At 71.7% G+C, this 26,246-nt stretch carries 26 protein-coding genes; 7 read left to right on the forward strand and 19 right to left on the reverse strand.

Annotation, left to right across the window (positions count from 1 at the left end; genetic code table 11):
• Window positions 1-73: 73 nt before the first annotated feature.
• Window positions 74-310 (forward strand): glutaredoxin domain-containing protein, encoded by a 237-nt coding sequence (locus tag AB0J46_RS41160; protein ID WP_352365313.1) that lies wholly within the window; start codon window positions 74-76, stop codon window positions 308-310.
• Here AB0J46_RS41160 and AB0J46_RS41165 read toward each other — a convergent pair.
• The 8 genes from AB0J46_RS41165 to AB0J46_RS41200 all read right to left on the reverse strand — a co-directional run bounded on the left by AB0J46_RS41165 (window position 297) and on the right by AB0J46_RS41200 (window position 9,441).
• Window positions 297-1,832, reverse strand: coding sequence for a helix-turn-helix domain-containing protein (locus AB0J46_RS41165; RefSeq protein ID WP_364340277.1), 1,536 nt, complete (start codon window positions 1,830-1,832; stop codon window positions 297-299). The genes AB0J46_RS41160 and AB0J46_RS41165 overlap by 14 nt on opposite strands.
• On the reverse strand, window positions 1,823-2,485 hold the full coding sequence (locus tag AB0J46_RS41170) for a TenA family protein (protein WP_364340279.1): 663 nt from the start codon (window positions 2,483-2,485) through the stop codon (window positions 1,823-1,825). Before AB0J46_RS41170 ends, AB0J46_RS41165 begins: the two co-directional genes overlap by 10 nt.
• 9 nt (window positions 2,486-2,494) lie before the next feature.
• On the reverse strand, window positions 2,495-2,968 hold the full coding sequence (locus tag AB0J46_RS41175) for a GNAT family N-acetyltransferase (RefSeq protein ID WP_364340281.1): 474 nt from the start codon (window positions 2,966-2,968) through the stop codon (window positions 2,495-2,497).
• A 148-nt stretch (window positions 2,969-3,116) separates the two neighbouring features.
• Entirely contained in the window at window positions 3,117-3,854 is a 738-nt protein-coding gene (dapB, locus tag AB0J46_RS41180; RefSeq protein WP_364340283.1) for a 4-hydroxy-tetrahydrodipicolinate reductase, read from the reverse strand.
• A 114-nt stretch (window positions 3,855-3,968) separates the two neighbouring features.
• Window positions 3,969-5,276, reverse strand: coding sequence for a pitrilysin family protein (locus AB0J46_RS41185; RefSeq protein WP_358298418.1), 1,308 nt, complete (start codon window positions 5,274-5,276; stop codon window positions 3,969-3,971).
• Window positions 5,277-5,322: 46 nt separating this feature from the next.
• Window positions 5,323-7,659, reverse strand: a complete 2,337-nt coding sequence (locus AB0J46_RS41190; protein WP_364340285.1) for a polyribonucleotide nucleotidyltransferase — start codon at window positions 7,657-7,659, stop codon at window positions 5,323-5,325.
• A 395-nt stretch (window positions 7,660-8,054) separates the two neighbouring features.
• Complete coding sequence (gene rpsO / locus AB0J46_RS41195) at window positions 8,055-8,324, reverse strand: 30S ribosomal protein S15 (protein WP_090945762.1); 270 nt, start codon at window positions 8,322-8,324, stop codon at window positions 8,055-8,057.
• Window positions 8,325-8,514: 190 nt separating this feature from the next.
• Window positions 8,515-9,441 (reverse strand): bifunctional riboflavin kinase/FAD synthetase, encoded by a 927-nt coding sequence (locus tag AB0J46_RS41200; protein ID WP_364340287.1) that lies wholly within the window; start codon window positions 9,439-9,441, stop codon window positions 8,515-8,517.
• 102 nt (window positions 9,442-9,543) lie between these two features.
• On the opposite strand from AB0J46_RS41200, the gene AB0J46_RS41205 reads away from it, so the two are divergent.
• Window positions 9,544-10,563, forward strand: coding sequence for an SAM-dependent methyltransferase (locus tag AB0J46_RS41205; protein ID WP_364340289.1), 1,020 nt, complete (start codon window positions 9,544-9,546; stop codon window positions 10,561-10,563).
• Window positions 10,564-10,619: 56 nt separating this feature from the next.
• Here AB0J46_RS41205 and truB read toward each other — a convergent pair whose 3' ends face one another.
• The 8 genes from truB to rimP all read right to left on the reverse strand — a co-directional run bounded on the left by truB (window position 10,620) and on the right by rimP (window position 18,441).
• Entirely contained in the window at window positions 10,620-11,492 is an 873-nt protein-coding gene (gene truB / locus AB0J46_RS41210; RefSeq protein ID WP_364340291.1) for a tRNA pseudouridine(55) synthase TruB, read from the reverse strand.
• Window positions 11,474-12,511, reverse strand: coding sequence for a bifunctional oligoribonuclease/PAP phosphatase NrnA (locus AB0J46_RS41215; RefSeq protein ID WP_364340294.1), 1,038 nt, complete (start codon window positions 12,509-12,511; stop codon window positions 11,474-11,476). The genes truB and AB0J46_RS41215 overlap by 19 nt, the downstream gene beginning before the upstream one ends.
• A complete protein-coding gene (gene rbfA / locus AB0J46_RS41220; protein WP_364340296.1) occupies window positions 12,508-12,948 on the reverse strand; it encodes a 30S ribosome-binding factor RbfA in 441 nt (146 codons plus the stop codon). Before rbfA ends, AB0J46_RS41215 begins: the two co-directional genes overlap by 4 nt.
• A 39-nt stretch (window positions 12,949-12,987) precedes the next feature.
• Window positions 12,988-13,284, reverse strand: coding sequence for a DUF503 domain-containing protein (locus AB0J46_RS41225; RefSeq protein WP_352320823.1), 297 nt, complete (start codon window positions 13,282-13,284; stop codon window positions 12,988-12,990).
• Window positions 13,285-13,404: 120 nt separating this feature from the next.
• A complete protein-coding gene (gene infB, locus AB0J46_RS41230; protein WP_364340299.1) occupies window positions 13,405-16,521 on the reverse strand; it encodes a translation initiation factor IF-2 in 3,117 nt (1,038 codons plus the stop codon).
• A gap of 125 nt (window positions 16,522-16,646) precedes the next feature.
• Complete coding sequence (locus tag AB0J46_RS41235; protein ID WP_364340301.1) at window positions 16,647-16,946, reverse strand: YlxR family protein; 300 nt, start codon at window positions 16,944-16,946, stop codon at window positions 16,647-16,649.
• The gene (gene nusA, locus AB0J46_RS41240) at window positions 16,930-17,934 is read right to left on the reverse strand and encodes a transcription termination factor NusA (RefSeq protein WP_364340303.1); all 1,005 of its coding nucleotides are present in this window, start codon (window positions 17,932-17,934) and stop codon (window positions 16,930-16,932) included. Before nusA ends, AB0J46_RS41235 begins: the two co-directional genes overlap by 17 nt.
• Before the next feature lie 12 nt (window positions 17,935-17,946).
• On the reverse strand, window positions 17,947-18,441 hold the full coding sequence (gene rimP, locus AB0J46_RS41245; RefSeq protein WP_364340305.1) for a ribosome maturation factor RimP: 495 nt from the start codon (window positions 18,439-18,441) through the stop codon (window positions 17,947-17,949).
• A gap of 284 nt (window positions 18,442-18,725) precedes the next feature.
• On the opposite strand from rimP, the gene AB0J46_RS41250 reads away from it, so the two are divergent.
• Together AB0J46_RS41250 and AB0J46_RS41255 are read left to right on the forward strand one after the other, a co-directional pair.
• Entirely contained in the window at window positions 18,726-19,244 is a 519-nt protein-coding gene (locus AB0J46_RS41250; protein ID WP_364340307.1) for a hypothetical protein, read from the forward strand.
• 40 nt (window positions 19,245-19,284) lie between these two features.
• Window positions 19,285-19,746 (forward strand): ferritin-like domain-containing protein, encoded by a 462-nt coding sequence (locus tag AB0J46_RS41255; RefSeq protein WP_364340511.1) that lies wholly within the window; start codon window positions 19,285-19,287, stop codon window positions 19,744-19,746.
• A gap of 113 nt (window positions 19,747-19,859) precedes the next feature.
• Here the strand turns inward: AB0J46_RS41255 and AB0J46_RS41260 are convergent, their stop codons facing one another.
• Together AB0J46_RS41260 and AB0J46_RS41265 are read right to left on the reverse strand one after the other, a co-directional pair.
• Entirely contained in the window at window positions 19,860-21,602 is a 1,743-nt protein-coding gene (locus tag AB0J46_RS41260) for a proline--tRNA ligase (protein ID WP_364340309.1), read from the reverse strand.
• 152 nt (window positions 21,603-21,754) lie between these two features.
• Window positions 21,755-22,426, reverse strand: coding sequence for a hypothetical protein (locus tag AB0J46_RS41265; RefSeq protein ID WP_364340311.1), 672 nt, complete (start codon window positions 22,424-22,426; stop codon window positions 21,755-21,757).
• A gap of 133 nt (window positions 22,427-22,559) precedes the next feature.
• Here AB0J46_RS41265 and AB0J46_RS41270 point away from each other — a divergent pair, with 133 nt between their 5' ends.
• Entirely contained in the window at window positions 22,560-23,528 is a 969-nt protein-coding gene (locus AB0J46_RS41270; RefSeq protein WP_364340313.1) for an acyl-CoA dehydrogenase family protein, read from the forward strand.
• 6 nt (window positions 23,529-23,534) lie between these two features.
• Here AB0J46_RS41270 and AB0J46_RS41275 read toward each other — a convergent pair whose 3' ends face one another.
• A complete protein-coding gene (locus AB0J46_RS41275) occupies window positions 23,535-24,008 on the reverse strand; it encodes a hypothetical protein (protein WP_352365354.1) in 474 nt (157 codons plus the stop codon).
• A 101-nt stretch (window positions 24,009-24,109) separates the two neighbouring features.
• On the opposite strand from AB0J46_RS41275, the gene AB0J46_RS41280 reads away from it, so the two are divergent.
• Together AB0J46_RS41280 and AB0J46_RS41285 are read left to right on the forward strand one after the other, a co-directional pair.
• The gene (locus AB0J46_RS41280; RefSeq protein WP_364340315.1) at window positions 24,110-25,177 is read left to right on the forward strand and encodes an LLM class flavin-dependent oxidoreductase; all 1,068 of its coding nucleotides are present in this window, start codon (window positions 24,110-24,112) and stop codon (window positions 25,175-25,177) included.
• Complete coding sequence (locus AB0J46_RS41285; RefSeq protein WP_364340317.1) at window positions 25,174-26,241, forward strand: hypothetical protein; 1,068 nt, start codon at window positions 25,174-25,176, stop codon at window positions 26,239-26,241. The genes AB0J46_RS41280 and AB0J46_RS41285 overlap by 4 nt, the downstream gene beginning before the upstream one ends.
• Window positions 26,242-26,246 lie beyond the last annotated feature (5 nt).

Raw genomic sequence — 26,246 nt, forward strand, 5'->3', positions numbered from 1 at the left:
AAACTCCAGTTGGCACATGAGAGTATTCGGCGTCTGCGCCACCAGTCAAACCCACCTAACGAATCGGAAATACATGATCACCGTGTACAGCGCTCCCTGGTGCGGTCACTGCCACCGGCTCAAGGCGCAGCTCTCCCGCGCCGGCATCCCGTACACCGAGATCGACGTGGACGAGACCCCCGGCGCCGTCGACCTCATCGCCGAGCTCAACGGCGGCTCCTGGCTCATCCCCACGGTCGTCTTCCCGGACGGCTCCGCCCTGGTCAACCCGGGTGTGGAGGAGGTGCGGGCGCGGCTCAGCGCATCCTGAGGGCCAGCATGAAGTCGACCCGCTCGTCCCAGGAGTTGAGCGACCTGCCGGTCAGCTCCTCGATCCGGCGCAGCCGGTAGCGCAGCGTGTTGACGTGCACGTGCAGGCGCTCGGCCGTGGCCGCCCACGAGCCCGACTCCTCCAGGTACGCCTGCAACGTCTCCAGCAGGTCCGTCTGGTTGGCCGCGTCGTACGACTCCAGCCGCCCCAGCAGCCGCGACCGGAACGCCCGGCGCAGCTCCCCCGGGATGGCGGCCAGCAGCGTGCGGTGGGAGCTGACGTCGTCGCCGGTGATCACGCTGACCCGGTCGCCGCTCAGCCCGGCCAGCGTGAGTGCGTGCCTGGCCTCCTCGATCAGGCTGCTCAGCGCCGCCGGGCCGGTCGTCACGCTGCTCACCCCGAGCGTGATGCGGCCCTGACCGAGCCCCGCCTCCAGGGTGCGCGCGCCCCTGAGCACGTGGGCCGTCAGCTCGTCGGCCGTGTTGCCCGCCAGCGGGACGAGCGCGACCGCCTCGGCGGGGCCGGTGGCCGTGACGATGCCGGGCGCCAGCGGCCGCAGCAGCTCGTCCAGCACGGGCACGGCGACCTCGCCGCCGCCGCCGTCGAGCCGTGCCGACAGGGCGACGGCCAGCAGGCCGTGCTCGGTCTCCACGTGCAGCGTGTGCAGCCGCGACACCACGCCGGGCAGCGCCGCGTCGCCCGACTCCAGCAGCGTCAGGAGCTGGTCGAGCACCCGCCGCTCGATGCGCTGCGCCGCCTCCAGCCGCGAGCGCTCCAGCGCCACCAGCGCGGCCAGCTCGACGACCAGGTCCTCGTTCTCGCCCTGCACCTGCTCCCCCGCGTACGCCAGGAACCAGTTGGCGATGCGGTGCGGCGCCCCCTTGCTGACCGGGAACACCGACAGCGCCGTGCCGTCCTCCTGCGTCACCATCCCGGGCAGGAACCGCGCGGTCAGGAACGTGTGCGCCAGCCGCAGCCGGGCCGCGGCGTCCAGCGGCTGGGAGCCGACGACCACCCGGCCCGTGGGCGAGAGCACCCAGCAGGGCACGTCCAGCTCGCCCGCCACCGCCGTGACGAGCTTGGTGAGGCTGCCGCCGTCGACCAGGGTGCTGGCCAGCCGCCTGCGGGCGGCGTACGCGGGCCGCGGCGGCGTGCCCAGCTCGGCGATCAGGGCCCGCAGGACATGCTCGGTGACCTGGCTGAACGGCACGTCCACCGGCAGGGTGAGCAGGGGCAGCCCGGCCTCGGCGCAGGCGTCGATCAGGTCGGCCGGCGGCACCTTGAGCGCGGTGCCGGCGACCAGCGCCGCCACGTCCCCGAGCTTGGCGACGAAGTCGCGCGAGGAGGCCGGGCCGGTGTGCCAGGTCAGCTCGGTGAGCACCAGCTCGCCCGCCTTGACGAACATCGCCGGGTCGGGCAGGTCGGTCGTGGCGACGCCGCGTACGCGCCGGTCGAGCAGGTCGTGCCCGGTCAGCACCTTCAGGGCGAGCTGGCCGGCCTGGAGGAGGTCCCTCAGCCGCATGGCCAGCCTTCCCGGCGCCAGGCCGCGTCCCAGAACATCCACTCGTAGCGGGCGGTGGTGAGCGCGCGGTCGAGCAGCCGCAGCCGCTCGTCGCCAGCCGGCGCCAGCCCGTCCAGCAGGTCGAGCACCCCGGCCACGGTCTCCTGGTAGCCCTCGCCGCCGTAGGTGTCGATCCACCAGGCGTACAGCGGGTCGGGCGAGGAACGGCCGAGCAGGGTCTCGCCGACCCTGGCGTAGATCCAGTAACAGGGCACGATCGCGCCCAGCGCCTCCGGGAACGTCCCCAGCGAGCACGTGCGCACCAGGTACGACGTGTACCCGACCGTCGTGGGCCCGGCGGGCGTCTTGCGCGCGTCGGCCTCGTCCAGTCCGAACGTGGCCAGCAGCTCCACCACCAGGCTGTGCTCCACCTCGACGGTCATGGCGGCGTCGCGGGCGAAGCGCTGCACACCGGACGGCTCCGGCGAACGCGCCGCGCAGGCCGCCAGCGCCCTGGCGTAGTCGGGCAGGAAGTGCGCCTCCTGCACCACGTAGTGCCGGAACGCCTCCCGCGGCAGGGATCCGTCGGTCAGCCCCGACAGGAACGGGTGGGCCAGGATCTGGTCGTACACACCGCCGACGACCTGCCACAACTCATCACGAAACCGGCTCACCCGCCCAGGCTATCGGCGCATCACGACCCGCGGCGCCACCTCGATGCCCAGCTCGCGCTCGTGTTCCACCAGCGCCCGCAGCTCCGGCCCCCACTCGGCCTCGGGCAGCACCGCGAAGCCGTGCCGCTCGTACCAGGGGGCGTTCCAGGGCACGTCGCGGAACGTCGTCAGCGTGACCGCCGGCGCCCCGACCGCCCGCGCGTGGTCGGCCACCGCCTCCACCAGCCGCCCGCCGATGCCCTGCCGCATGTGGTCGGGGTGCACCGCGAGCTGGTCGAGATGCAGGTTGCCGTCGACCCGGCCGATCAGCGCGAACCCGGCCGGCGGGTCGCCCTCGACCAGCACCGAGGTCGCGTCCGTGACGTCCTCGACCATGGTCGTGCCCGGCGGGAGGACTATGCCGGCCTGCTCGAACAGCTTGTCGGCGGCCAGTTCCACGGAGATCAGCCCGGCCAGCTCGCCGGGGTCGGCCCATCGCACCATGACGACACGGTCTCATGTTTCGGATGGACCGCGCCGCTGGTATTAGTGTTGATGATCGTAGGCCCGGCTGTGCGGAGCCGGGACCCTCTCCTCACGACGTGCCCATGACCCCAGTCACATGCGCGGTCATGGGCACGTCGTGCAGCGGTCACAGGTCGAGCAGGGGCTCCAGGCCCACGGTGAGGCCGGGCAGCTCGCGCACCCGCCGCACGCCCAGCAGCACGCCCGGCGTGAACGCCGACCTGCTCATCGTGTCGTGCCGGATGGTGAGGATCTCGCCGTCGCCGCCGAGCAGCACCTCCTGGTGGGCGATCAGCCCGGACAGGCGCACCGCGTGCACGTGCACCCCGCCGACGTCGGCGCCGCGGGCGCCGTCGAGGGCGGTGCTGGTGGCGTCGGGCATCCCGCCGAGCCCCGCCTTGCCGCGCGCCTCGGCCACCAGCTCGGCGGTACGCCGGGCGGTGCCCGAAGGGGCGTCGGCCTTGTTCGGGTGGTGCAGTTCGATGATCTCGACGGACTCGAAGTGGCGGGCCGCCTGCTGCGCGAAGTGCATCATGAGCACCGCCGCGATGCCGAAGTTGGGGGCGATCAGGCAGTTGACGCCCGGCGAACGCGCCAGCCACCCGCGCACGGTCTCCAGCCGGCCGGCGTCGAACCCCGTGGTGCCCACCACCGGGTGCACGCCATGGGCGATGGCCCATTCCAGGTTGCCCATGACCACGTCGGGATGGGTGAAGTCGACCACCACCTCGGCGCCTTCGAGCCCCTCGACGGGATCGTCCTTGTCGAGCGCGGCCACCAGCTCCAGGTCGTCCGCCGCCTCTACCGCCTTGCACACCTCGAGGCCCACGCGACCACGCGCGCCCAGCACACCAACCCTGATCACGCCCCCAACCCTATTACGCCCGCCACCCCCTCCCAAGCACCCCCCGAACCGAGAAGGGGGAGAGCGGAATCCCGCTCTCCCCCTTGAAAAGAACCCCGGCCGGGGCCGGACCCGTCAGGCGATGGCCTCCGAGAAGTCCTTGTCCCCGTACGGCCCGATGACGGCCAGCGTGAGCGGCCGGTTCAGGACGTCACGGGCGACCTCCCCGATCTCGTCGGGGGTGACCGCCTCGATCCGCGCCAGCACCTCGTCGACCGACATCAGCTCGTCGTAGACCAGCTCGTTCTTCCCGATCCGCGACATGCGCGACCCGGTGTCCTCCAGCCCGAGCACGAGCCCGCCGCGCATCTGCCCCTTGCCGCGCATGATCTCGTCGGCGGTGATGCCTTCGGCCACCACCCGGGACACCTCGTCGCGGCAGATCTTGAGCACGTCGTCGATCTTCGAGGGCAGGCAGCCCACGTAGATCCCGAACTGCCCGGTGTCGGCGTAGGCCGAGGTGTAGCTGTATGCCGAGTAGGCCAGCCCGCGCTTCTCCCTGATCTCCTGGAAGAGCCGGGAGGACATGCCGCCGCCCAGCGCGGCGTTGAGCACGCCGAGCGCGAACCTGCGGTCGTCGGTGCGGGACATGCCGGTCGTGCCGAGCACCAGGTTGGCCTGCTCGGTCGGCCGGTCCAGCACCCTGACCCCGGACCGGGTCTCGGCGCCCGGACCGCTGGTGCGCGGCGGGGCGAACTCGTAGGGGCCCTCCAGCGCGCCCGCCCGCTCGTACGCGCGGGCGACCAGCTCGACGACCTCCTCGTGCCGCACGTTCCCCGCCACCGACACCACCGTCGTACGCGGCCGGTAGTACCGGTGGTAGTACTCAGCGATGCGCTCCTGGCCCAGGGCGTTGATCGAGTCGACCGTGCCCAGGATGGGCCGGCCGATCGGCGAGTCGCCGTAGAGCGCGGCGGCGAACTGCTCGTGCACCACGTCGGACGGGTCGTCGTCGTGCATGGCGATCTCTTCCAGGATCACCCCGCGCTCGGACTCGACGTCCTCCTCGGTGATCAGCGAGCTGGTCACCACGTCGGCGAGCACGTCGACCGCCACGGGCAGGTCCTCGTCGAGGACCCGCGCGTAGTAGCAGGTGTACTCCTTGGCGGTGAAGGCGTTGATCTCGCCGCCGATGCCCTCGATGGAGGCCGAGATCTCCATCGCGTCCCGCGTGGGCGTGCCCTTGAACAGCAGGTGTTCGAGGAAGTGGGTGGCCCCCATGTGCTCGGGGGCCTCGTCACGCGAGCCGATGCCGACCCACATGCCGACCGCGACGCTACGCACGGTCGGCATGGTCTCGGTCACCACACGGAGCCCGCCCGGCAGGACGGTGCGCCTGACGACCCCGGCTCCGTCCTTGCCGGGGTGCAGCGTGGTGGTCATCACGAGGCCTCCTGCTTCGGGGGTGCCGAGAACTGTGGTTGCCCGGTCACGAGTTGCGGTCGTCGCCCTCGTTGGGGCGGCTGGTGCGCACGCGGGTCCGGGTGCGGCGGGGCCGCTCCGGCTTGTCCTCGGCGGCGGCGGAGTCGGCCTCGGGCGCGGGAGCCTCGCCGTCCTCGGCGCCGGCCGCACCCTTGGCCTCCTTCTCGGCGGCCTCCTTCTCGATGACCTCGACGGGCACGAGGGAGAGCTTGCCCCGGCCGTCGATCTCGGCGATCTCGACCTGGATCTTCTCGCCGACGCCCATGACGTCCTCGACGTTCTCGATGCGCTTGCCGCCGTGCAGCTTGCGGATCTGGGAGACGTGCAGCAGGCCGTCCTTGCCGGGCATGAGCGAGACGAACGCGCCGAAGGCCGCGATCTTGACGACCGTGCCCAGGTAACGCTCGCCGACCTCGGGCATGTGCGGGTTCGCGATGCCGTTGATCGCCGAACGGGCCGCCTCGGCGGAGGGCCCGTCGGTGGCGCCGATGTAGATCGTGCCGTCGTCCTCGATGGTGATCTCGGCGCCCGTGTCGTCCTGGATCTGGTTGATCATCTTGCCCTTCGGGCCGATGACCTCGCCGATCTTGTCGACCGGGACCTTGATCGTGATGATGCGCGGCGCGGTCGGGTTCATCTCCGCCGGGGAGTCGATCGCCTCCTGCATCACGTCGAGGATCGCCAGGCGGGCGCCCTTGGCCTGCTTCAGCGCGGCGGCCAGCACGGAGGCGGGGATGCCGTCGAGCTTGGTGTCGAGCTGCAGGGCGGTGATGACGTCCTTGGTGCCGGCGACCTTGAAGTCCATGTCGCCCATGGCGTCCTCGGCGCCGAGGATGTCGGTCAGCGTGACGTAGCTGCCGCCCTCGCTGATCAGGCCCATCGCGATGCCGGCGACCATCTCCCTGAGCGGCACACCGGCGTCCAGCAGCGCCATCGTGGACGCGCAGACCGAGCCCATCGAGGTGGAGCCGTTGGAGCCGAGGGCCTCGGAGACCTGGCGGATGGCGTACGGGAACTCCTCGCGCGAGGGCAGCACCGGGATGAGCGCCCGCTCGGCCAGCGCGCCGTGACCGATCTCGCGGCGCTTGGGCGAGCCCACGCGGCCCGTCTCACCGGTGGAGTACGGCGGGAAGTTGTAGTTGTGCATGTAGCGCTTGGTCCGCTCGGGGTTGAGCGTGTCGATGTTCTGCTCCATGCGCAGCATGTTCAGCGTGGTGATGCCCAGGATCTGGGTCTCACCGCGCTCGAACAGGGCCGAGCCGTGCACCCGGGGCACCACGTGGACCTCGGCCGACAGGGCGCGGATGTCCTTGGTGCCGCGGCCGTCGATGCGGACGCCCTCCTTGACGACCCGCTCGCGCATGAGCTTCTTCATCACCGAGCGGAACGCGGCGGAGATCTCCTTCTCGCGGCCCTCGAACTCGGGCAGCAGCCGCTCGGCGGCCAGCGCCTTGACCTTGTCGAGCTCGGTCTCGCGCTCCTGCTTGCCGGCGATGGTCAGCGCGGCGGCCAGCTCGGTCTTGATCGCGGCCTCGACCGCGTTGTAGACGTCGTCCTGGTAGTCGAGGAAGACCGGGTACTCGGCGGTCTCCTTGGCGGCGACCTGCGCGATGCGGGACTGCGCCTCGCACAGCACCTTGATGAACGGCTTGGCGGCCTCAAGGCCCTGCGCGACGGTCTCCTCGGTCGGCGCGACCGCGCCGTCGGCGACCAGCTTGAGCGTGTCCTTGGTGGACTCGGCCTCGACCATCATGATCGCGACGTCGCCGTCGTCGAGCAGGCGGCCCGCCACGACCATGTCGAACGTGGCCCGCTCCAGCTCGGGGTGCGTCGGGAAGGCCACCCACTGGCCCTCGATCAGCGCGACCCGCACGCCGCCGATCGGGCCGGAGAACGGCAGCCCGGCGAGCTGCGTGGACAGCGAGGCGGCGTTGATGGCGACCACGTCGTAGAGGTGGTCGGGGTTGAGCGCCATGACCGTGGCGACGACCTGGATCTCGTTGCGCAGGCCCTTGACGAACGACGGGCGCAGCGGCCGGTCGATCAGGCGGCAGGTCAGGATCGCGTCCTCGGACGGACGACCCTCACGGCGGAAGAACGAGCCGGGGATGCGGCCCGCGGCGTACATGCGCTCCTCGACGTCGACCGTGAGCGGGAAGAAGTCGAAGTTCTCCTTGGGAGCCTTGGACGCGGTGGTGGCCGAGAGCACCATCGTGTCGTTGTCGAGATAGGCGACGGCGGAACCCGCCGCCTGGCGCGCGAGACGGCCGGTCTCGAACCGGACCGTGCGCGTGCCGAAAGAGCCGTTGTCAATGACGGCTTCAGCGGTGTGGACACCCTCCACGGGGGACCTCCTTGTGGTCGGTCACCCGCGCCCTCTTTTCTCACCGGCACCCTCGTGCCTATGAACGGACCCGCTCGTCAGACGGCCGCCCATCCGTCGTGCCCGGTGGCACGGTGGCGGCGATCCATCAGCGTGTCCCCCATAGAAGGTGCAGCGCCGGTCTTCGATCGAAGCGCCCGGTCGTTCTTACCGGAAGCCACTACCGAGGACCGGCCCGCAGGCGTCGCGGGTCGCATGGTGCTGAATCGGACGCGGGGGCTGTGTGTCTCGGATATTCAGTTGTACGCCGACGGCGCGGCGGCTCGCCGCCACGACGCGCCGGTCGTGTGTGCTCCTACCCACATGGGCGGAGCCATATGAGAAGGGAGCGGCGCCGGGCGCCGCTCCCTTTCATGCTATCGGCGCAGACCGAGTCGCTCGATGAGCGAACGGTAACGCTGGATGTCGACCTTCTGCAGGTACTTCAGCAGACGACGCCGGCGACCGACGAGCAGAAGCAGGCCACGACGGCTGTGGTGGTCGTGCTTGTGCGTCTTCAGGTGCTCGGTGAGCTCGCTGATGCGCTTGCTGAGCAGCGCGATCTGCACCTCGGGCGAACCGGTGTCGCCTTCGGCCGTCGCGTACTCACTGATGATGGTCTTCTTGGCAGCGGTGTCGAGGGACACGGCTCTCCTTCGATCTACGGACACGCGCGAATGAGATGAGAGTGCGAACGACCGTGCGTGCCTACAGTCGCCGCGCGAAGGCCGTCATGGGCAGCGCAGCAGCGCCACCGTTACAGAGCCGACATGCAAGGTTACCATCGGAGTCAAGCGTTTCGCGCCCGCGAACGTTCCGGACCCGCCGCGGCCGGTGTCACGACGTGATGCGGCGGGCGGCGTCGACGTCGGCGTGGATCTGGTCGATCAGCGCCTCGATCGACTCGAAACGGGTGTTGCCCCTCAGCCGGGCGGCGAACTCCACCGCCACGTGCACCCCGTAGAGCTCCAGGTCGTCGCGGTCGAGCGCGTACGCCTCCACGATACGCGGCACGCCCTCGAACGTCGGGTTCGTGCCCACCGAGATCGCCGCCGGCCACCGCTCGCCCTCGTACGGCGCGGGCAGGTTGGCCACCGGGACGCACTCCAGCCAGCCCGCGTAGACCCCGTCGGCGGGGATGGCCGTCTGCTGCGGCGTCTCGACGTTGGCCGTCGGGAAGCCGAGCTGCCGCCCGCGCTGGTAGCCGCGCACCACCACGCCCTCCACCCGATGGGGACGGCCCAGCTCGGCCGCGGCCCCCTCGACGTCACCGGCGACGATCAGCTCGCGCGCGGAGGACGAGGAGACGCCGTCGAGCAGGGGCACCACCTCGACCTCGAAGTCGTACTTGTCGCCCAGCGTGCGCAGCGTCTCGACGTCGCCGGCGGCGTGGTGCCCGAACGTGAAGTCCGCACCCACCACGACCACCGCCGCCCCGAGACGCTCGCTCAGCACGCCCTGGGCGAAGTCGTCGGGGCTCGTCCTGGACAGGTCGAGGGTGAACTCCACCACCTCGACGTCGTCGATGCCCAGCTCGGCCAGCAGCTCGGCGCGCCGTTTGAGCGTGGTCAGCCGCGCCCGCCGGGTGCCCGGCCGCACCACCTCGTCGGGATGCGGCTCGAACGTGACCGCCACGCTGCGCGCCCCCCGCTCACGGGCCAGCTCGACCGTCCGCTCGATCACCTTGCGATGCCCGCGATGGACCCCGTCGTACACGCCGATGGTCACCACAGACCTTCTCGAACCCCGCACGCTAGGCCCCATTCGTTCGTGGCAGATCAATCCGACACAAGCCTGCCATGCACCTCCCGCTCAGCTCCAATCGAGGGGCGGAGCGCGGTATTCCCGCAAGTAGGATGAGCCATCATGCCTCGATACGCGCTCCTGATCCTGCCCGCCTTCAACCGGGTCTACGGCGAGAGCTCCCCACGTCTGACCAGGGGCGAGCTGGCCGTCTTCAGCGACCACGCCATCGAGAACACCGTGCTGGACAGCGCGGAGACCACCATCGGCGGCGTCCCGTACATCACGTTCGAGACCGCCGAGCCGCTCTCCGAGTCCGACGTCGCGCTGCTGTCCAACCTGTCCTCCGTCTACGCGGTCTTCGGCGTCGAGGGCGACCTGCTGCGCCCGCTGGCCATGCGCCCCCTCGACCGGCTGAGCAGCGACCTGCTGACCATCCAGAAATACGCCGGCAAGACCAACGAGCACTTCACCAAGCTGCTGCTCAACGTCACCGTGCTCGCCTCCGACCGGCCCATGTCCGGCAGGTTGTCGGTGTTCGACCCGATGTGCGGCCGCGGCACCACCCTCAACCAGGCCCTCATGTACGGTTACGACGCCTACGGCCTCGACGTCGACGGCAAGGACTTCGAGGCGTACACGACGTTCATCAAGACCTGGCTGCGCAACAAGCGGCTCAAGCACACCGCCGAGACCGTGCCGGTGCGGCGGGCGCGGGCGCTGGTGGGGCGGCGGCTCAACGTCACGTTCGGGCTGTCGAAGGAGGCCGTCAAGGCGGGCGACGTGCAGCAGCTCGCCGTGGTCAACGCCGACACGCTCAAGAGCCGCGAGTTCTTCAAGCCCCGCACGTTCGACGTCGTCGTGACCGACGCCCCCTACGGCGTCCAGCACGGCAGCAAGGGCGGCGGCGGCCTGTCCCGCAGCCCGCTGGAGCTGCTGCGGCAGGCCGTGCCGGTCTGGGCCGAGCTGCTGCGCCCCGGCGGCGCGATGGGCATCTCCTGGAACACCTACGGCGGCAAGAGCGCCGAGCTGGCCGCGATCCTCACCGGCGCGGGCCTGGAGGTCATGGACTACCCCGACTTCGAGCACTGGGTCGACCAGGCGATCGTCCGCGACATCCTGGTCGCCCGCAAACCCGCCTGACGAGCGAGGGCCGCGGCTCAGCCCGCGAACCCGCCTGACGGGCGGAGGGCCGCGGCTCAGCCCGCGAACACGGCCAGGGGCTTGGCGATCCGGCCCTGCTCCTCCACCAGCGCCAGCAGCTCGCCCGCCGGTCCGAACACGCCGATCGGCCCGGCCCCGAGCCCGGCCGCGGGCAGCCGGCCGCCGTGGCCGATCACGCGCGCCTCCTCGGCGGTCACGTCCCGGCGCGGGAACGCCGCCGACACCGCCTCGCCGATGGGCAGCACCACGCACTCCTCGGCGAGCTGGTCGATGCTGCGGGCCAGCGACAGGTCGTAGGGGCCGACCCGGGTCCGGCGCAGGCTCGTCAGGTGGCCGCCGACGCCGAGCGCGGCCCCCAGGTCGCGGGCCAGGGCCCGGATGTAGGTGCCGCTGGAGCAGGTGACGACCGCGTCGACGTCCACGACGTCGCCGGCGGCCCTGATGTCGAGCACGTCGAAGCCGTACACGGTGACGGGCCGGGCCGCGAGCGCGACCTCCTCGCCCGCGCGGGCCATCTTGTACGCCCGCTGCCCGTTGACCTTGATGGCGCTGACCTGCGGCGGCACCTGCATGATGGCCCCGGTGAGCGCCTCGACGCCCTTGTGCACCTCGGCCGCGCCCACCTCCGCCGCCGACGCCGTGGCCACGGTCTCGCCCTCGGCGTCGTCGGTGTTGGTGGACACGCCCAGCCGGATCGTGGCCTCGTAGACCTTCTCGGTCAGCGCCAGGTGCCCGAGCAGCCGGGTCGCCTTCTCCACCCCGATCACCAGCACGCCCGTGGCCATCGGGTCGAGCGTGCCGGCGTGCCCGACGCGGCGGGTGCCCGCGATGCGCCGCATCTTGGCCACCACGTCGTGCGAGGTCCACTCGCCCGGCTTGTCGACGATGATCAGACCGCTCTCGGCCATCCAGCCTTCCCCAGCTCTCGTCTGAACTTGGCCATGGTCTCCTCCACGCTGTCGTAGGAGGTGAACCCGGCCGCGTTGTGATGCCCGCCGCCGCCCAGCGCGGCGCACACGGCCGCCACGTCGACCCCGCCCTTGGACCTGGTCGACACCTGCCAGTCGCCGTGGTCGTCCTCCTTGAGCACGACCGCGATCTCGGCCTCGTCGGTACGGCGGACGATGTCGATCATGCCCTCGATCTCCGAGTACGGCAGCCCGTACGCGGCCCGGTCGACCCGCGGCACGTACGTCCAGACCATCGAGCCCTCCAGCTGCACCCGGTCGAGCGCCCTGGCCAGCACCTTGAGGTAGCCGAACGGCGAGCGGTCCCACAGCTCGCGGGCGATCTCGTCGGTGTGCAGGCCCGTGGCCACCAGCCGGGACGCCATCCGGTGCACGGCCGGCGTGGTCGAGGCGTAGCGGAAGGAGCCCGTGTCGGTCACCAGGCCGGTGTACAGGCAGGTGGCGATGTCCCGGTCGAGGCTGCCGCCGAGCCGGTAGATGAGCTGCTCGGCCAGCATGGCCGTGGCCGCCGCCCGCGGGTCGATGAGGCTGTGCGTGCCGAACCCGGCGTTGGACGGGTGATGGTCGATCACGATGACCTCCTCCGCCCTGGCCGCGTTGGGGCTGAGCAGGCCCAGCCGCTCGAACGTGGAGGAGTCGAAGGTGATCATCAACGCCGGGGCCTCGGGATAGTCGGCCGGCGGGCACAACATCTCCTGCCCCGGCAGGAACCGCAGGATCCGCGGGACCGCGAAGTACTGGTCACCGAAGGAGGCCACGACCCGCTTGCCGATCGAGCGCAGCACGTAACCGACGGCCAGCATCGAGCCGAGCGCGTCGCCGTCGGGCGACACGTGACAGGCCAGGGCGACCTCGTCGACCTGGCCGATGAGCTGGACCGCGCGCTCCCAGGCGGCCTCGGGGATGTCCGTGGCCTCCTGGGAGGGCTGCTCGGCTCGGGCGCGCACGTGCGACGTCACGCCTGGTCGTCCTCACCCTCATCGGGCTTCTTGTAGGGGTCGGCGTCTCCGGCGTAGACCGCGCCCTCGGCCCGGCGCGCCACCTCGGCGTCCCGCGCCCTGGCGGCGTTGATCAGGTCGTCGAGCTGACGGGCGCTGTCGGGCAGTGGGTCGTGCCGGAACGTCAGCGTCGGGGTGAAGCGCACGCCGGTCTGGCGGCCCACCTCGGCGCGGATGATGCCCTTGGCACTCTCCAGGGCGGCCGCGGTGTCGGACCGCTCCGCGTCGGAGCCGAACACCGTGTAGAACACCGTCGCGTCACGCAGGTCAGCCGTGATCCGTGTGTCGGTCACGGTGACGAAGCCCAGGCGCGGGTCCTTGATCCGGCGCTCCAGCATCTCGGCGACGATCTGCTGGATGCGGTCGGCGAGCTTGCTCGCTCGTGCGGCATCCACCATGTTCGCTCCCCCTCACGCACGACCTGGCCGTGCTGTCGTTCAATCTTCGTCGTTGTAGAGGCGCTGTCTGGCTGACAGCAACTCGATCTCGGGGCGGAAGGCCACCATCCGCTCGCAGGCGTCCATCACCTCTTTGCAGTTACCCGCGGAGGCGGAGATCACCGCGACGCCCACCTCGCACCTGCGATGCAGGTCAAGATGACCGGTCTCGGCCACCGCAATGGACGGGTAACGTCGCTGCAGCTCGGCGATCAGAGGCCGGACGACAGAGCGCTTCTGCTTCAGCGAACGCACGTCGCCGAGCAGGATGTCCAGGGTCAGAGCACCCACATACATCGTGTGAAACCACCGCTTGGCCTGGTGGGGTGGAAGCACGACCGGCCCGCTGCGGTGGGAAGGGGGCCCGGGCGTGCGAGAGGCGCCCGGCGGAGGTTCCGCCGGGCGCCCGGCCGCGGGTCAGACCCGCGGCTTCTCCCGCATCTCGAACGTCTCGATCGTGTCGTCGATCCGGATGTCGTTGTAACCGACACCGATACCGCACTCGAAGCCCTCGCGGACCTCGGTGGCGTCATCCTTGAAGCGACGCAGGGACGAGACGGTCAGGTTGTCGGCGATGACGACGCCATCGCGGATCACCCTGGCCTTGCTGTTGCGGACGATCGTGCCGGAGCGGACCAGCGAACCGGCGACGTTGCCGATCTTCGGCACCTTGAAGACCTCGCGGACTTCTGCGGTGCCCATCTGGACCTCTTCGAACTCGGGCTTGAGCATGCCCTTGAGCGCCGCCTCGATCTCCTCGATCGCCTGGTAGATGACCGAGTAGTAGCGGATGTCGACGCCCTCGCGCTCGGCCAGGTCGCGCGCCCGAGGCTCGGGGCGGACGTTGAAGCCGATGATGACCGCGTTGTCGTCGGCGACGGCCAGGTTGACGTCGTACTCGGTGATGGCGCCGACCGCGCGGTGCAGGACACGGAGCCTGACCTCGTCGCCGACGTCGATCTTGAGCAGGGCGTCTTCCAGGGCCTCCACCGAACCGGACACGTCACCCTTGATGATGAGCTTGAGCTCGTCGACGCGACCCTTCTCAAGGTCGCTGAACAGCTCTTCGAGGGTGCGGCGACGGCTCGACTTCGCCATGTCGGCGCTGCGCTTGCGCGCCGCGCGCTGCTGGGCGATCTGGCGGGCCATCCGGTCGTCGGTGACGACGATGAAGTTGTCACCGGCGCTCGGCACGGCCGTCAGACCCATGACCAGGACCGGACGGGACGGCGTGGCCTCCTCGACCGGGTCGCCGTTGTCGTCGAGCATCGCGCGGACGCGGCCGAAGGCCTCGCCACACACGATCGAGTCGCCCACGCGCAGCGTGCCGCGCTGGACCAGGACGGTCGCGACGGGGCCGCGGCCCTTGTCGAGGTGCGCCTCGATCGCGATGCCCTGGGCGTCCATCGTCGGGTTGGCCCGCAGGTCGAGCTCGGCGTCGGCGGTGAGCAGGATCGCCTCGAGGAGGTTGTCGATGCCCGTGCCGTTCTTCGCCGAGATGTCGACGAACAGGGTCGAGCCGCCGTACTCCTCGGCGACCAGGCCGTACTCGGTGAGCTGGGCGCGGACCTTGTTGGGGTCGGCACCCTCCTTGTCGACCTTGTTCACCGCGACCACGACCGGCACGTCGGCCGCCTGGGCGTGGTTGAGCGCCTCGATCGTCTGCGGCTTCACACCGTCGTCGGCCGCGACCACCAGCACCGCGATGTCGGTGGACTTGGCGCCTCGGGCACGCATGGCGGTGAACGCCTCGTGACCCGGGGTGTCGATGAAGGTGACCTTCCGGTCTTCGCCCTCGTGCGTCGCGGGGACCTGGTAGGCACCGATGTGCTGGGTGATGCCACCGGCCTCGCGCGCCACCACGTTGGTCTTGCGGATGGCGTCGAGCAGCTTGGTCTTACCGTGGTCGACGTGACCCATGACGGTCACGACCGGCGGACGCGCGGCAAGGTCGCCCTCGTCGCCCTCGTCCTCGCCGAACTCGATGTCGAAGGCCTCGAGGATCTCGCGGTCCTCCTCCTCCGGGCTGACGACCTGGATGTTGTAGTCCAGCTCCTGGCCGAGCAGCTGCAGCGCGTCCTCGTTGACCGACTGGGTCGCGGTCACCATCTCGCCGAGGTGCAGCATGATCTGCACGAGCGAGGCGGGGTTCGCGCCGATGCGGTCGGCGAAGTCGGACAGCGACGCGCCGCGCGGCAGGCGGATCGTCGCGCCGTTGCCGCGAGCGACCTGCACACCGCCGATCGCCGGCGCCGACATGTTGTCGAACTCCTGGCGCCTCTGACGCTTGCTCTTACGACCACGCGCGGGACGGCCGCCGGGACGCCCGAACGCGCCCGCCGTGCCACCGCCGCGACCACGGCCGCCGCCACCCGGACGACCGCCGAAGCCGCCGCCGCCGCCACCGGGACCACCGGTGCCGGTACGGGGACCGGCGCCGCCGCCACCGGGACGACCGGCGAAGCCGCCGCCGCCACCGGGACGACCGCCGCCACCGCCGGGACGGCCACCGCCGCCACCGCCGCCGGGACGACCGCCACCGCCGCCGCCACCGGGACGCGGGCCACCGCCCGGACCGGCAGGACGACCCTGCGGCATCATCATCGGGTTGGGACGCGGCCCACCGGGACGCGGACCACCGGCGCCGGGACCCGGACGCGGACCGGCCGCACCGGGCGGACCGGGACGCGGACCCGCGGGACGCGGACCGGCCTCGCCGCCGCCACCGGGACGCGGCGGACGCGGCATCGCGCCGTCACGCGGCGGACCGTCACGACGCTCGCGCTGGCCGGGGCCACCGCCGTCGCGGTTGCCGCCGGGACGCGGCGGACGCGACTGGCCCATGCCGCTGGCGTTGGACGAGAACGGGTTGTTACCCGGACGCGGGCCACGCGGACCCGGCTTGGGACCGGGACCAGGACGCGGGCCGCCGCCTGCGGGCGCACCCGGACGCGGAGCCTGCTGCTGACCGCCGCCGCCGGAAGGCTGCCCGGGACGAGGCGCCGGACCGGGCTTGGGACCCGGACGGGCGGCGGGACCCGGACGCGGCCCCGGAGTCGGACGGGTGGGCGCGCCGGAACCGGCCGCGCTCTCGAAGCGGGCCTGCGGAGCCCCGGAGGTCTCGCCGCGCGCAGCCTCGGGCTGCTGCTGCGGCTGGTGGGGCATCGGCACCGGCGGACGCGGCTGCGCGCCGCCCGCGGGACCCGCGGGGCCGGGACGCGGGCCTGGCCGCGGAGCCGGACCCGGACGCGGAGGAGTAGGGGTCGGCGCCTCCGCGGCGCCGTTGCCGGCCTGGTGTTCTGCCGGACGGGGCGCAGCCTTGGGCGGCTGCGGCCTGTTGGACGACGAACCGCCGCCCCTGGAGGGCCCACCCTTCGATGCGCCCAGAGCTTCTGTGAGCCTGCGGACCACCGGCGCTTCGATGGTCGAGGACGCCGAACGGACGAACTCCCCCATCTCTTGGAGCTTGGCCATGACGACCTTGCTCTCTACGCCGAACTCCTTAGCGAGCTCGTATACCCGGACCTTCGCCACTGCACTCCCTTACTCGGCCCGGGAGGCTGGCTGTGCCGTCCGGACCGTCGTTAACTTGACGTCTTCATCGCCGCGTGCTCATCAGGCGCTCATAGCAATCTGACTCCGCCCATCAACTCGGCGTCCTACATGACATTTCGTGATTCCTCCTCCAGGTGTGCCCGCACACGCGAGACGTCAAGCGGCCCCGTCACGCGGAACGCGCGCGGGAACGCTCGGCGACGCTCGGCGAGCTCCAGACAGCTCAAGGACGGATGCAGCGATGCACCGCGGCCAGAAAGCCGTCCTCGCAGATCAGGGACCAGATGGTCCTCGATCCGCACCAGGCGGAGCAGCTCGGACTTAGCCGTGCGAACCCTGCAGCCCACACAGGTGCGCTGTGGGGCCGCGTGGCCACCATATTCCAGCTTACCGTGTTGACGCATCTACGGAACCGGCGGCATCCTCGGCTTGTGTGTCAGGCCGGATGTCAATACGCCATCCGGTGAGCCGTGCGGCAAGCCGGGCGTTCTGCCCTTCCTTGCCGATGGCCAGCGAAAGCTGGTAGTCGGGGACCGTCACCCGTGCGACCCGTCCTTCGAGATCGAGAACCTCGACATGGGAAACACGGGACGGCGACAGCGCATTCCCGACGAACTCGCCCGGATCCTCGGACCAGTCGATGATGTCGATCTTCTCGCCGTGCAGCTCGGCCATCACGCTGCGGACGCGCGAGCCCATCGGGCCGATGCAGGCGCCCTTGGCGTTGACGCCCGGCTTGCGTGACCGGACCGCGATCTTCGTGCGGTGGCCGGCCTCGCGGGCCACCGCGGTGATCTCCACGGTGCCGTCGGCGATCTCGGGCACCTCCAGCGCGAAGAGCTTCTTGACCAGGCCGGGGTGGGTGCGCGACAGCGTCACCGACGGCCCCTTGTGGCCCTTCTTCACCTGCACCACGTAGGCGCGGATGCGCTCGCCGTGCACGTAGTCCTCGCCCGGGACCTGCTCGGCGTGCGGCAGCACGGCCTCGATCTTGCCGAGGTCGACCAGCACCACGCGCGGGTCCTTGCCCTGCTGGATCACGCCCGAGACCAGCTCGCCCTCGCGGCTGGCGAACTCGCCGAAGTTGATCTCGTCCTCGGCGTCGCGGAGCTGCTGCAGGATGACCTGCTTGGCGGTGGTCGCGGCGATCCGACTGAAGTTGCCCGGAGTGTCGTCGAACTCCCTGACGACGTCGCCCTCGTCGTCGAGCTCGGCCGCCCAGATCGTGACGTGGCCGCTGCCGCGGTCGAGCTGGGCGCGCGCCTTGGGCGCCGCGCCCTCGGTGCGGAAGTAGGCGATCAGCAGCGCGTCCTCGATCGCCTTGACGACCAGGTCGAAGGAGATGTCCTTCTCCCGCTCCAGGCTGCGCAGGACGCTCATGTCGATGTCCACGAGGCTTCCCCCTTAGCCTTCGTCGCCGTCGACGTCGTCGGTGTCGTCGATCCGGCGGAACTCCACCTGCACCCGGCCTCGGGTCAGGTCCTGGTAATCGAGCCGGCGGGCGGAGCCGTCGACGTCGAGGTCGACGCCGCTCTCGTCCGCCGCCAGAACGCGGCCCTCCATCACGGTGCCGTCTCTCATCTCGGCCTTCACCAGCCGCTTGGCGGCACGGCGCCAGTGGCGCGGCTCGGTGAGCGGGCGGTCGACGCCCGGAGAGGAGACCTCAAGGGTGTAGGCGGCCTGCCCCATCACGTCGTCCTCGTCGAGCGCCGTGGAGACGGCCTGGCTCACGTCGGCGATGTCGTCGAGGCTCACGCCGCCGTCGCGATCGACGATCACGCGCAGCAACCGCCTCTTGCCCGCCTGGGTGACGGTGACGTCCTCCAGATCGAGGCCCTCCGCGCCGACCACAGGCTCCAGGAGCTTCATCAGGTGGTCGCGGGATGATGCGCTGCCCATATCGACCTCCCCTATTGTCATGTCTCAGCCGGGCGGACCTCGCCACTGGCTCTCCGCCGTCTGGCTGCGCAGCCAGCGACGACAGTTGACACCCTATCTGTACGGAGGCACGAAGAGAGCGCCACTCGTCGTGGTCGAGTGGCGGAGCGTCGCCTGACGGCGTTCCCGGGCACCAGCCCGTACGATGCTATCTGCGTCCGCAGTCACCTGGAGCCGTCGCCGTCGGCGCCCCGGTCACTGGGGTCCCTCGTCACCGGGTCCGTAGTCACCGGAGGTCCAAGCCCGTGCGCCCGCGTCACCTCTCCAGGCGAGCCGTGCTGGCGGGCGGAGCGGCCGCCCTGACGGCCTGCAGCGCCTCGGGTCCCGCCGGGCCCGCGACCCCGGCGCCCGACTCGCCCGAGACCGTCCTGCTGCGGCAGGTGGTCGCCGACAAGGAGCGCACGGTCGCCCTCTACTCGGCGCTGATCGCGGGCGGCGCCGACGCCCTGGAGCCCTTCCGCGCCCGGCACCAGGCGCATCTGGCGGAGCTGCGCAAATACCTGCCCGCGGGCGGCCCGCCGCCCGCCTCGCCGCCCGTCTCGTCGCCGGCTGTCTCCGCGCCCGCCTCGCCGGGCGCGTCGCCCAGTGCCACGCCGTCGAAGTCGCCCAAGCCCACGCTGTCACGGCTGCGGGACGTGGAGCGCCGGGCCGCGGCCCAGCGGCCCCGTCAGCTCGCCGGCCTGTCCCCCGGCGTGGCCCAGCTCCTCGCCAGCATCGGGGCGTGCGAGGCGGTCCATGCCGTGTCGCTGCCCAAGTCGTCGTGAACGGGATCGTGATGAACAGGATCGTGGTGGCAGCGTCGTGATGGCCGGGGACGACGTCGAAAAGCTGCGCAAGGCACTGGCCGCCGAGCACGCCGCCGTGTTCGCCTACGGGCTCCTGGGGGCGCGTACGACCGGCTCCCTGCGGGACCTGACCGGCGCCGCGTACGAGGCCCACCGGGCGCACCGCGACCAGCTCCGCAATCTGATCATCGGCCGCGGGGGACGCCCGAACGAGTCGGAGCCCTCCTACGCGCTGCCGTACGTGCCCACGGGCGCCGCGCAGGCCGCCCGGCTGGCGGTGCAGCTGGAGAACGGCATCACGGCCGCCTACCTGGAGCTGGCCGCCGCCGGCGACCCCGCGCTGCGCAAATACGCCGCCCTGGCCATGCAGGAGTCGGCGACCCGCGCCTACGCCTTCCAGCCGGCACCGCCCGCGGCCTTCCCCGGCATGCCGGGCAGCACCCCGCCCGCGACTCCGGCACCGTCCCGCTCCGGCAGCTGACGACGCCACGCCCGGCCCAGCACGACGGCCCGCCCCCATCGTGACGGGACCGGACAGCGGCCCCGGCCCCCATCACGGGAGCCGGGACAACGGACCAGCCCGCGGGGGGTGGGTCAGCGGCAGGCGGCGAGGATGCGGGTGGCGGCCTCGGCGAGAGGGATCTCCTCCTTGACGCCGGTCACCCGGTCGCGCAGTTCGATGACGCCCTGCGACAGCCCGCGCCCGATCACCACGATCGTGGGCACGCCCAGCAGCTCGGCGTCCTTGAACTTGACGCCCGGCGAGACCTGGGCGCGGTCGTCGACGAGCACCCGCAGCCCCTGCGCCTCCAGCTCGCGAGCCAGCTCCAGGGCGGCCTCGACCTGGTTCTCCTTGCCGGTGCCGACGATGTGCACGTCGGCGGGCGCGACCTCGCGCGGCCACACCAGGCCGAGCTGGTCGTGGGCCTGCTCGACGATGACGGCCACGGCCCGCGAGACGCCGATGCCGTAGGAGCCCATGGTGATGCGGACGGGCTTGCCGTCGGGGCCGAGGGCGTCGAGGCCGGCGGCGTCGGCGTACTTGCGGCCGAGCTGGAAGATGTGGCCGATCTCGATGCCGCGGTCGATGGACAGCGGGGAGCCGCAGCGGGGGCAGGGGTCGCCGGCGCGCACCTCGGCGGCCTCGATCGTGCCGTCGGGGACGAAGTCGCGCCCGGCGACCACGTCGGCGGCGTGCTTGCCGGGCTCGTTGGCGCCGGTGACCCAGGAGCTGCCGGTGACGACGCGGGGGTCGACGAGGTAGCGGATGCCGAGCTCGCGCAGGATCTGCGGGCCGATGTAGCCGCGGACGAGCCCGGGGTGGGCGGCGAAGTCGGCGGCCTCGAAGATGGCGGGCTCGCCGGGCGCGAGCGCGGCCTCCAGGCGCTTGAAGTCAACCTCGCGGTCGCCGGGCACGCCGATGATCAGCGTCTCGACCTTGTCGGAGCCGGGGGTGATGACCTTGACGACGACGTTCTTCAGCGTGTCGGCGGCGGTGACGGACAGGCCGTGGCGCTCGTTGACGTAGGACACCAGGGACTCGATGGTCGGGGTGTCGGGCGTGTCGAGGACCCGCATCGGCGCGGCGCCGTCGAGGTCGCGGGCGGGCGGCGCGGTGGTGGTGACGGCCTCGGCGTTGGCCGCGTAGCCGCAGGAGTGGCAGGCCACGAACGTGTCCTCGCCGGTGGGGGTCGGCGCCAGGAACTCCTCGGAGGCCGAGCCGCCCATCGCGCCCGAGGTGGCGAACACGATCTTGTACTCGATGCCGAGCCGCTCGAACGTGCGGATGTAGGTCTCGCGGTGCTGCTCGTAGGAGCGCTTGAGGCCGTCGTCGTCGAGGTCGAAGGAGTAGGAGTCCTTCATGAGGAACTCGCGGCCGCGCAGGATGCCGGCCCTGGGCCTGGCTTCGTCGCGGTATTTGGTCTGGATCTGGTAGAGCGTGACCGGGTAGTCCTTGTACGAGGAGTATTCGCCCTTGACCATGTCGGTGAAGAGCTCCTCGTGGGTGGGGCCGAGGAGGTAGTCGGCGCCCTTGCGGTCCTGGAGCCGGAACAGGGTGTCGCCGTATTCGGTCCAGCGGCCGGTGGCCTCGTAGTACTCGCGGGGCAGCAGGGCGGGGAAGAGCACCTCCTGGCCGCCCATCCGGTTCATCTCCTCGCGGACGATCCTGGCGACGTTCTCCAGCACCAGCTTGCCGAGGGGCAGCCACGAGTAGATGCCGGGGGCCACGCGGCGGACGTAGCCGGCGCGGACGAGGAGCTTGTGGCTCGGCACTTCCGCGTCTGCCGGGTCGTCCCGCAGGGTGCGAAGAAACAACGACGACATGCGCAGCAACACGGCTACTCCTTGCTCGGGCCTGGATCTGAAGGATTACAGGCTATCGACTCGGGGGGCCGCGCCGCGCGGCGTTAATCGGGCGCGGGTCCTGATCGGCCCGGATCGCCGGGTTCTCGGCCGGCACGCAGGCCGAGAGGGGCCGGTACGCCCGCTCAGGCCGAGAGGGGCAGCCAGCCGCCCACGAAGACGCCCAAGGCGACGGTGAACAGTCCGGCGAAGACGGCCGAGACCGCCAGGGCGCGCACGCGGGCCCGCCGGTTCCTGCGCAGCACCACGACCAGGGCCACGGCCAGCAGCGCGACCACCGTGGCGGGTCCGGGCCAGAACGACTGCTCGCTGTCGATGAAGCCGGGGGTCGCCCGGTCGACGACGTCGGCGATCAGCAGCGCGCCGATCGCGCCCGCGGCCAGGTCGCCCCAGCGGTCCCGCCTGCGGGTGACGTAGGCGAGCAGGCCGAGGCCGACGAGCAGGCCGACCGTCCAGTTCAGCCCGGCGACGCCGCCGCCGATGACGTCGAAGCCGTCCACACCGCGCAGCGCGCCCGCGCCCATGGCCGCGACCACGGTGGACACGGCCGCGAGGAACGTCGTCAGCAACGCCCAGCCGAACCCCGACGCGGTGGCGCCCACGACCATCGCGAGGGCCAGGTAGGCGTACGGGTCGTAGAGCTGGCCGAACCATTCCGGGCCCTTGCCGGCGGTGAACATGCCGATGAGGCCGACGGCCAGTCCTGCCAGGAAGGCCGCCAGCACATGGCGTTCCATGCGGCGCAGACGCCGGTCGCATTCGGCGAAGTCGGCGTACTCGATCGCGGTGTGGTTCATCTTCATTCCCTGGTCAATCCCTCCCCCGGAAATGTCTAGGGATGACCGCATCCAGATTATGTATCCATCCAAAAAAGGCAAATTTCGGTCATCCGTATCTAAGGCAAGCAATCGCTTGGTTTACCATGCTCGGGTGACCCTCTCCGATGAGCTCGGCGCCGTCGTCCGCGCCTACCTCGCCGACCGGCCGGACGCGACGTGGCAGGCGTTCGCGCGGGACGTGGGCGCGGCGGGGCTGCTCGTGCCCGAGCGGTACGGCGGCGCGGGCTGCGGCCCGGCCGAGGCGGCGGCCGTGGCCGAGGAGCTGGGACGCGCACTGTCACCCCACCCGTTCCTGCAGTCGGCCGTGCTGGCCGTCGGGGCGCTCATGGCCGACGGGGACGAGGACGCGCGGGCCCGGCTGCTGCCGGAGCTGGCCTCGGGGGCGACGGCGACCGTCGTGCTGCCGGACGACGGAGACCTGGCACTGGCGGACGACCGGCTCTCGGGCTCGGCGCCGTACGCGCTGGACGGCGAGATCGTGCTCGTCTACGCCGGCGGGCACCTGGTCGAGGCCGAGCCGACGCGGCGGACGGCGTACCCGACCATGGACGAGACCCGCCCCCTGGTCTCCCTGACCTTCGACCGCGCACCCGTACGAAGGCTGGGCCCGGGCACGTCGTGGGCCCGCGTGCGCGACCTCGGGATCGCGGCCCTGGCGGCCGAGCAGACCGGCGGCGCGGCGCGCTGCCTGGAGATGGCCACCGAGTACGCGCGCTCGCGGCGGCAGTTCGGCCGGCCGATCGGCTCCTTCCAGGCGATCAAGCACAAGCTGGCCGACGTCCTGCTGCTGGTGGAGTCCGCCCGCTCGGCGGCACGGGCGGCGGCGGAGGCGGCGTCGGGAACAGAGACGGAGGTCTTCGCGGCCGTCGCGGGGTCGTACTGCGCGGAGGCCTACCTGACGGCGGCGGGCGAGAACATCCAGGTGCACGGCGGGATCGGGGTGACCTGGGAGCATCCGGCGCACCGGTATCTCAAGCGGGCCACGTCCGACGCCCAGCTCCTGGGCCCGCCGCGGACGCACCGCGCCCGCCTGGCCGCGCACGTCTTCGGCGAGGCGTGAGGCGGCTCAGCCGCCGAGCAGCTCCTCCCACGGATGGCGGGTGTTGGTGCGGCGCGTGGTGTCGAGCGCCTCGGCCAGACGCCACAACCCCGGCCGCGCGCGCACCCGCGCCCGGCCCATGGGGTCGATCGCGCGCAGCTCGAAGCGCACCCCCAGCACCTCCAGCACCGCCGAGCCCGCGCCCGCGGGGCCGGCGGCCGTGAGCGGCGCGCCGCCGGCGTCGCCGACCTGGCCGGCGAGCAGCGCGGCCACCTCCGAGGCGTACGGCCCGTCGCGCCACTCGATGTGCCAGCTCCGGTCGGCGCCGCGCCACCACGTCAGGTCGCGGCACGACTCGATGACGTCGGCCTCGGTCGCGAGGGCGGCCATGACCCGGCCGAAAGCCTCGTAGCCGCGCGCGTCGGGGAGCGAGGGATCGTCGTCGCCATGGTCGTGGAACGTGCCGTCCTTCGACCGCCGCAGCGCGTGCTTTCGCCTCACGAGCAACCACTCTGATCGGCGGCGCGCCCTTCCCGCAAGTGTTCGGCCCTGATACGCTCTACCAAGCGAGCGCTTGGTTCACTACTTTCGCCGGAGGCGCGATGACGTCCCTACGGATCAGCCTGGGGTACGAACTGGAGGTCCGCGGCCGCACCCGCGGGGTCGAACGACAGGCGTTCCAGAACGTGATCGAGCAGGTCGTCCTCGGCGATCGGCTGGGGTTCGACACGGCCTGGTTCGTCGAGCACCACTTCACCAGGGGCTTCTCCCACTCCTCCGCCCCCGACCTGGTCCTCGCGGCCATCTCCCAGCGCACCGAGCGCATCCACCTCGGGCTCGGCGTGGTGCTGCTGCCGTTCCAGTCGCCCATCCGCACCGCCGAGCGGGTCGCCACCCTCGACGTGCTGAGCGGCGGCCGGGTCGAGTTCGGCACCGGACGCGGCGCCTCTCCCCTGGAGTACCAGGCCTTCCAGCGGCCGTTCGAGAAGTCGCGGCAGATCTGGGAGGACTCGCTGGAGGCCACCCTCGCCATCTGGCGCGCCGACGGCGAGCCGATCAGCAGGTCGAACGAGTTCTTCGAGATCCCCGACGTGGCCGTCTACCCCCGTCCGGTCCAGGAGCCGCACCCGCCCGTGTGGGTGGCCTCCACCTCGTTGGAGGGCTACCTGGCCGCCGCCCGGCACGGCTACAACCTGCTGGGCATGACGATGCTCAAGGGCATCGACGACGTCGCCGCCGACATCGCGAGATATCGGGAGTGCCTGGCCGAGAGCGGTTTCGACCCCGCCTCCCGGCGCGTGGCGCTGATGATCCCCTGGTTCGCCGCGCCCACCCGGGACGAGGCCACCGCCACCGCCGCCGACGCCGTCCTGTGGTACATCCGCCGCCAGGTCAACCTGGTCACCCCGCCCGACTACTACGACGCCCGGCACGCCACCCACCGCGTGCTGGGCCAGCTCGCCGCCGGGATGCCGCCGGAGGAGGCGATGGCCACCCTGCGCGAGCACCTCATGGTCGTGGTGGACGACGTCGAGGGCTCGCGCAAGGCCCTGGCCAGGATCGCCGAGGCCGGGGCCACGGACCTGATCATCCAGGCGCAGGTCGGCGGGCTGGCCCACGAGAAGGTGTGCGAGTCGATGACGCTGTTCATGAACGAGGTGGCCCGTTGACCGCCGCCCGCTGGCTGACCCGCGACGACCTCGCCTCGGCCGCACGCACCGCCGAAGGGCTGCTGCTCGTCGCGCCCGACCTGTCCAGCGTGTTCCCGCTCGGCCCCGAGGACGCCGCCGCCGCGACCGGGCTCACCGCGGCGGCGCTGCGCGCGGCCGGCGTCGGCGGACGCGACCGGGTCGTCGTGGCGCTCGCCGAGCCCGCGGGCGCGCTGTGGACCGCCGCCGCCGCGCAGGTCGCGCGGGCCGCCGCCGCCGCTGGGCCGCGCGGCCGCCTGCGCCTGCACCACGCGCTGACCGCGCTCGGCGCGACCACGCTGGTCAGCACCCCGACGGGCGCGATGGACCTGCTGGCCCGCCTGCACCTGGAGTTCCTCCTCGACCCGCTCGACCTCGGGCTCGAGCACATCGTCCTGACCGGCGAGATCGCCTCCAGGCGGACGATGGGACATCTGGCCGGCGAGTTCGGCTGCGCGGTCACCGAAGTGCTGACCAGCCCGTTCGGCGGGGCCGCGCTCGCGTTCAGGGCCGCCGAGGACGCGCCGCTCACCCCGCTCGCGGACGACGTGCTGGGCCTCGCCTCGCTGACCAAGGACGACCTGGCCGGCCCGCAGGACGCGCTCGCCGAGCTGGTCCTCACGCCGTCCGGGCACTCCACGCTGGGCGACGCCGTGCTCAGGACCGGCCTGGTGGCCAGGACCGGCGGCTCCGGGGTGCCCGCGCCCGCGCACACCGTCGGCGACCACGTGCTGGTCAGGGGCGTGTGGCTGGCGTTGCCGCGGGTCGAGAAGGCGCTGTCGAAGATCGACGGCGTGACCGGCTGGGAGCTGTCGGTCGAACGCCAGGGCACCCTGGACGCCGCCGCCCTGACCGTCTCGTTCGGCCGGGAGAGCCTGGTCAGGAACCCGATGTGGCGGTCGAGGATCGAGCAGGCCGTGCGCGCCCTGACCCCGATCTCGATCGACGTCCGCATCGCCCAGGACGTCCTGGAGACCCCCGTGCCCGGCACGGTGGACGACCGGCGCGGCCACCATCTCGGCCGGGACAGGGCCCTCGTCAGCTAGCGCGA

This window comes from Nonomuraea sp. NPDC049758 (assembly GCF_040674635.1).
Taxonomy (GTDB): Bacteria; Actinomycetota; Actinomycetes; order Streptosporangiales; family Streptosporangiaceae; genus Nonomuraea.

Bases quoted from the DNA above. Each gene is read 5' to 3' on its own strand.
- AB0J46_RS41160 (WP_352365313.1), top strand. From the start codon at position 74: ATGATCACCGTGTACAGCGCTCCCTGGTGCGGTCACTGCCACCGGCTC.
- AB0J46_RS41165 (WP_364340277.1), bottom strand. From the start codon at position 1,832: ATGCGGCTGAGGGACCTCCTCCAGGCCGGCCAGCTCGCCCTGAAGGTG.
- AB0J46_RS41175 (WP_364340281.1), bottom strand. From the start codon at position 2,968: ATGGTGCGATGGGCCGACCCCGGCGAGCTGGCCGGGCTGATCTCCGTG.
- AB0J46_RS41185 (WP_358298418.1), bottom strand. From the start codon at position 5,276: ATGACCACCACGCTGCACCCCGGCAAGGACGGAGCCGGGGTCGTCAGG.
- AB0J46_RS41200 (WP_364340287.1), bottom strand. From the start codon at position 9,441: ATGGGGCCTAGCGTGCGGGGTTCGAGAAGGTCTGTGGTGACCATCGGC.
- AB0J46_RS41205 (WP_364340289.1), top strand. From the start codon at position 9,544: ATGCCTCGATACGCGCTCCTGATCCTGCCCGCCTTCAACCGGGTCTAC.
- truB (WP_364340291.1), bottom strand. From the start codon at position 11,492: ATGGCCGAGAGCGGTCTGATCATCGTCGACAAGCCGGGCGAGTGGACC.
- rbfA (WP_364340296.1), bottom strand. From the start codon at position 12,948: ATGGTGGATGCCGCACGAGCGAGCAAGCTCGCCGACCGCATCCAGCAG.
- AB0J46_RS41225 (WP_352320823.1), bottom strand. From the start codon at position 13,284: ATGTATGTGGGTGCTCTGACCCTGGACATCCTGCTCGGCGACGTGCGT.
- AB0J46_RS41235 (WP_364340301.1), bottom strand. From the start codon at position 16,946: ATGCGTCAACACGGTAAGCTGGAATATGGTGGCCACGCGGCCCCACAG.
- rimP (WP_364340305.1), bottom strand. From the start codon at position 18,441: ATGGGCAGCGCATCATCCCGCGACCACCTGATGAAGCTCCTGGAGCCT.
- AB0J46_RS41255 (WP_364340511.1), top strand. From the start codon at position 19,285: ATGGCCGGGGACGACGTCGAAAAGCTGCGCAAGGCACTGGCCGCCGAG.
- AB0J46_RS41265 (WP_364340311.1), bottom strand. From the start codon at position 22,426: ATGAACCACACCGCGATCGAGTACGCCGACTTCGCCGAATGCGACCGG.
- AB0J46_RS41280 (WP_364340315.1), top strand. From the start codon at position 24,110: ATGACGTCCCTACGGATCAGCCTGGGGTACGAACTGGAGGTCCGCGGC.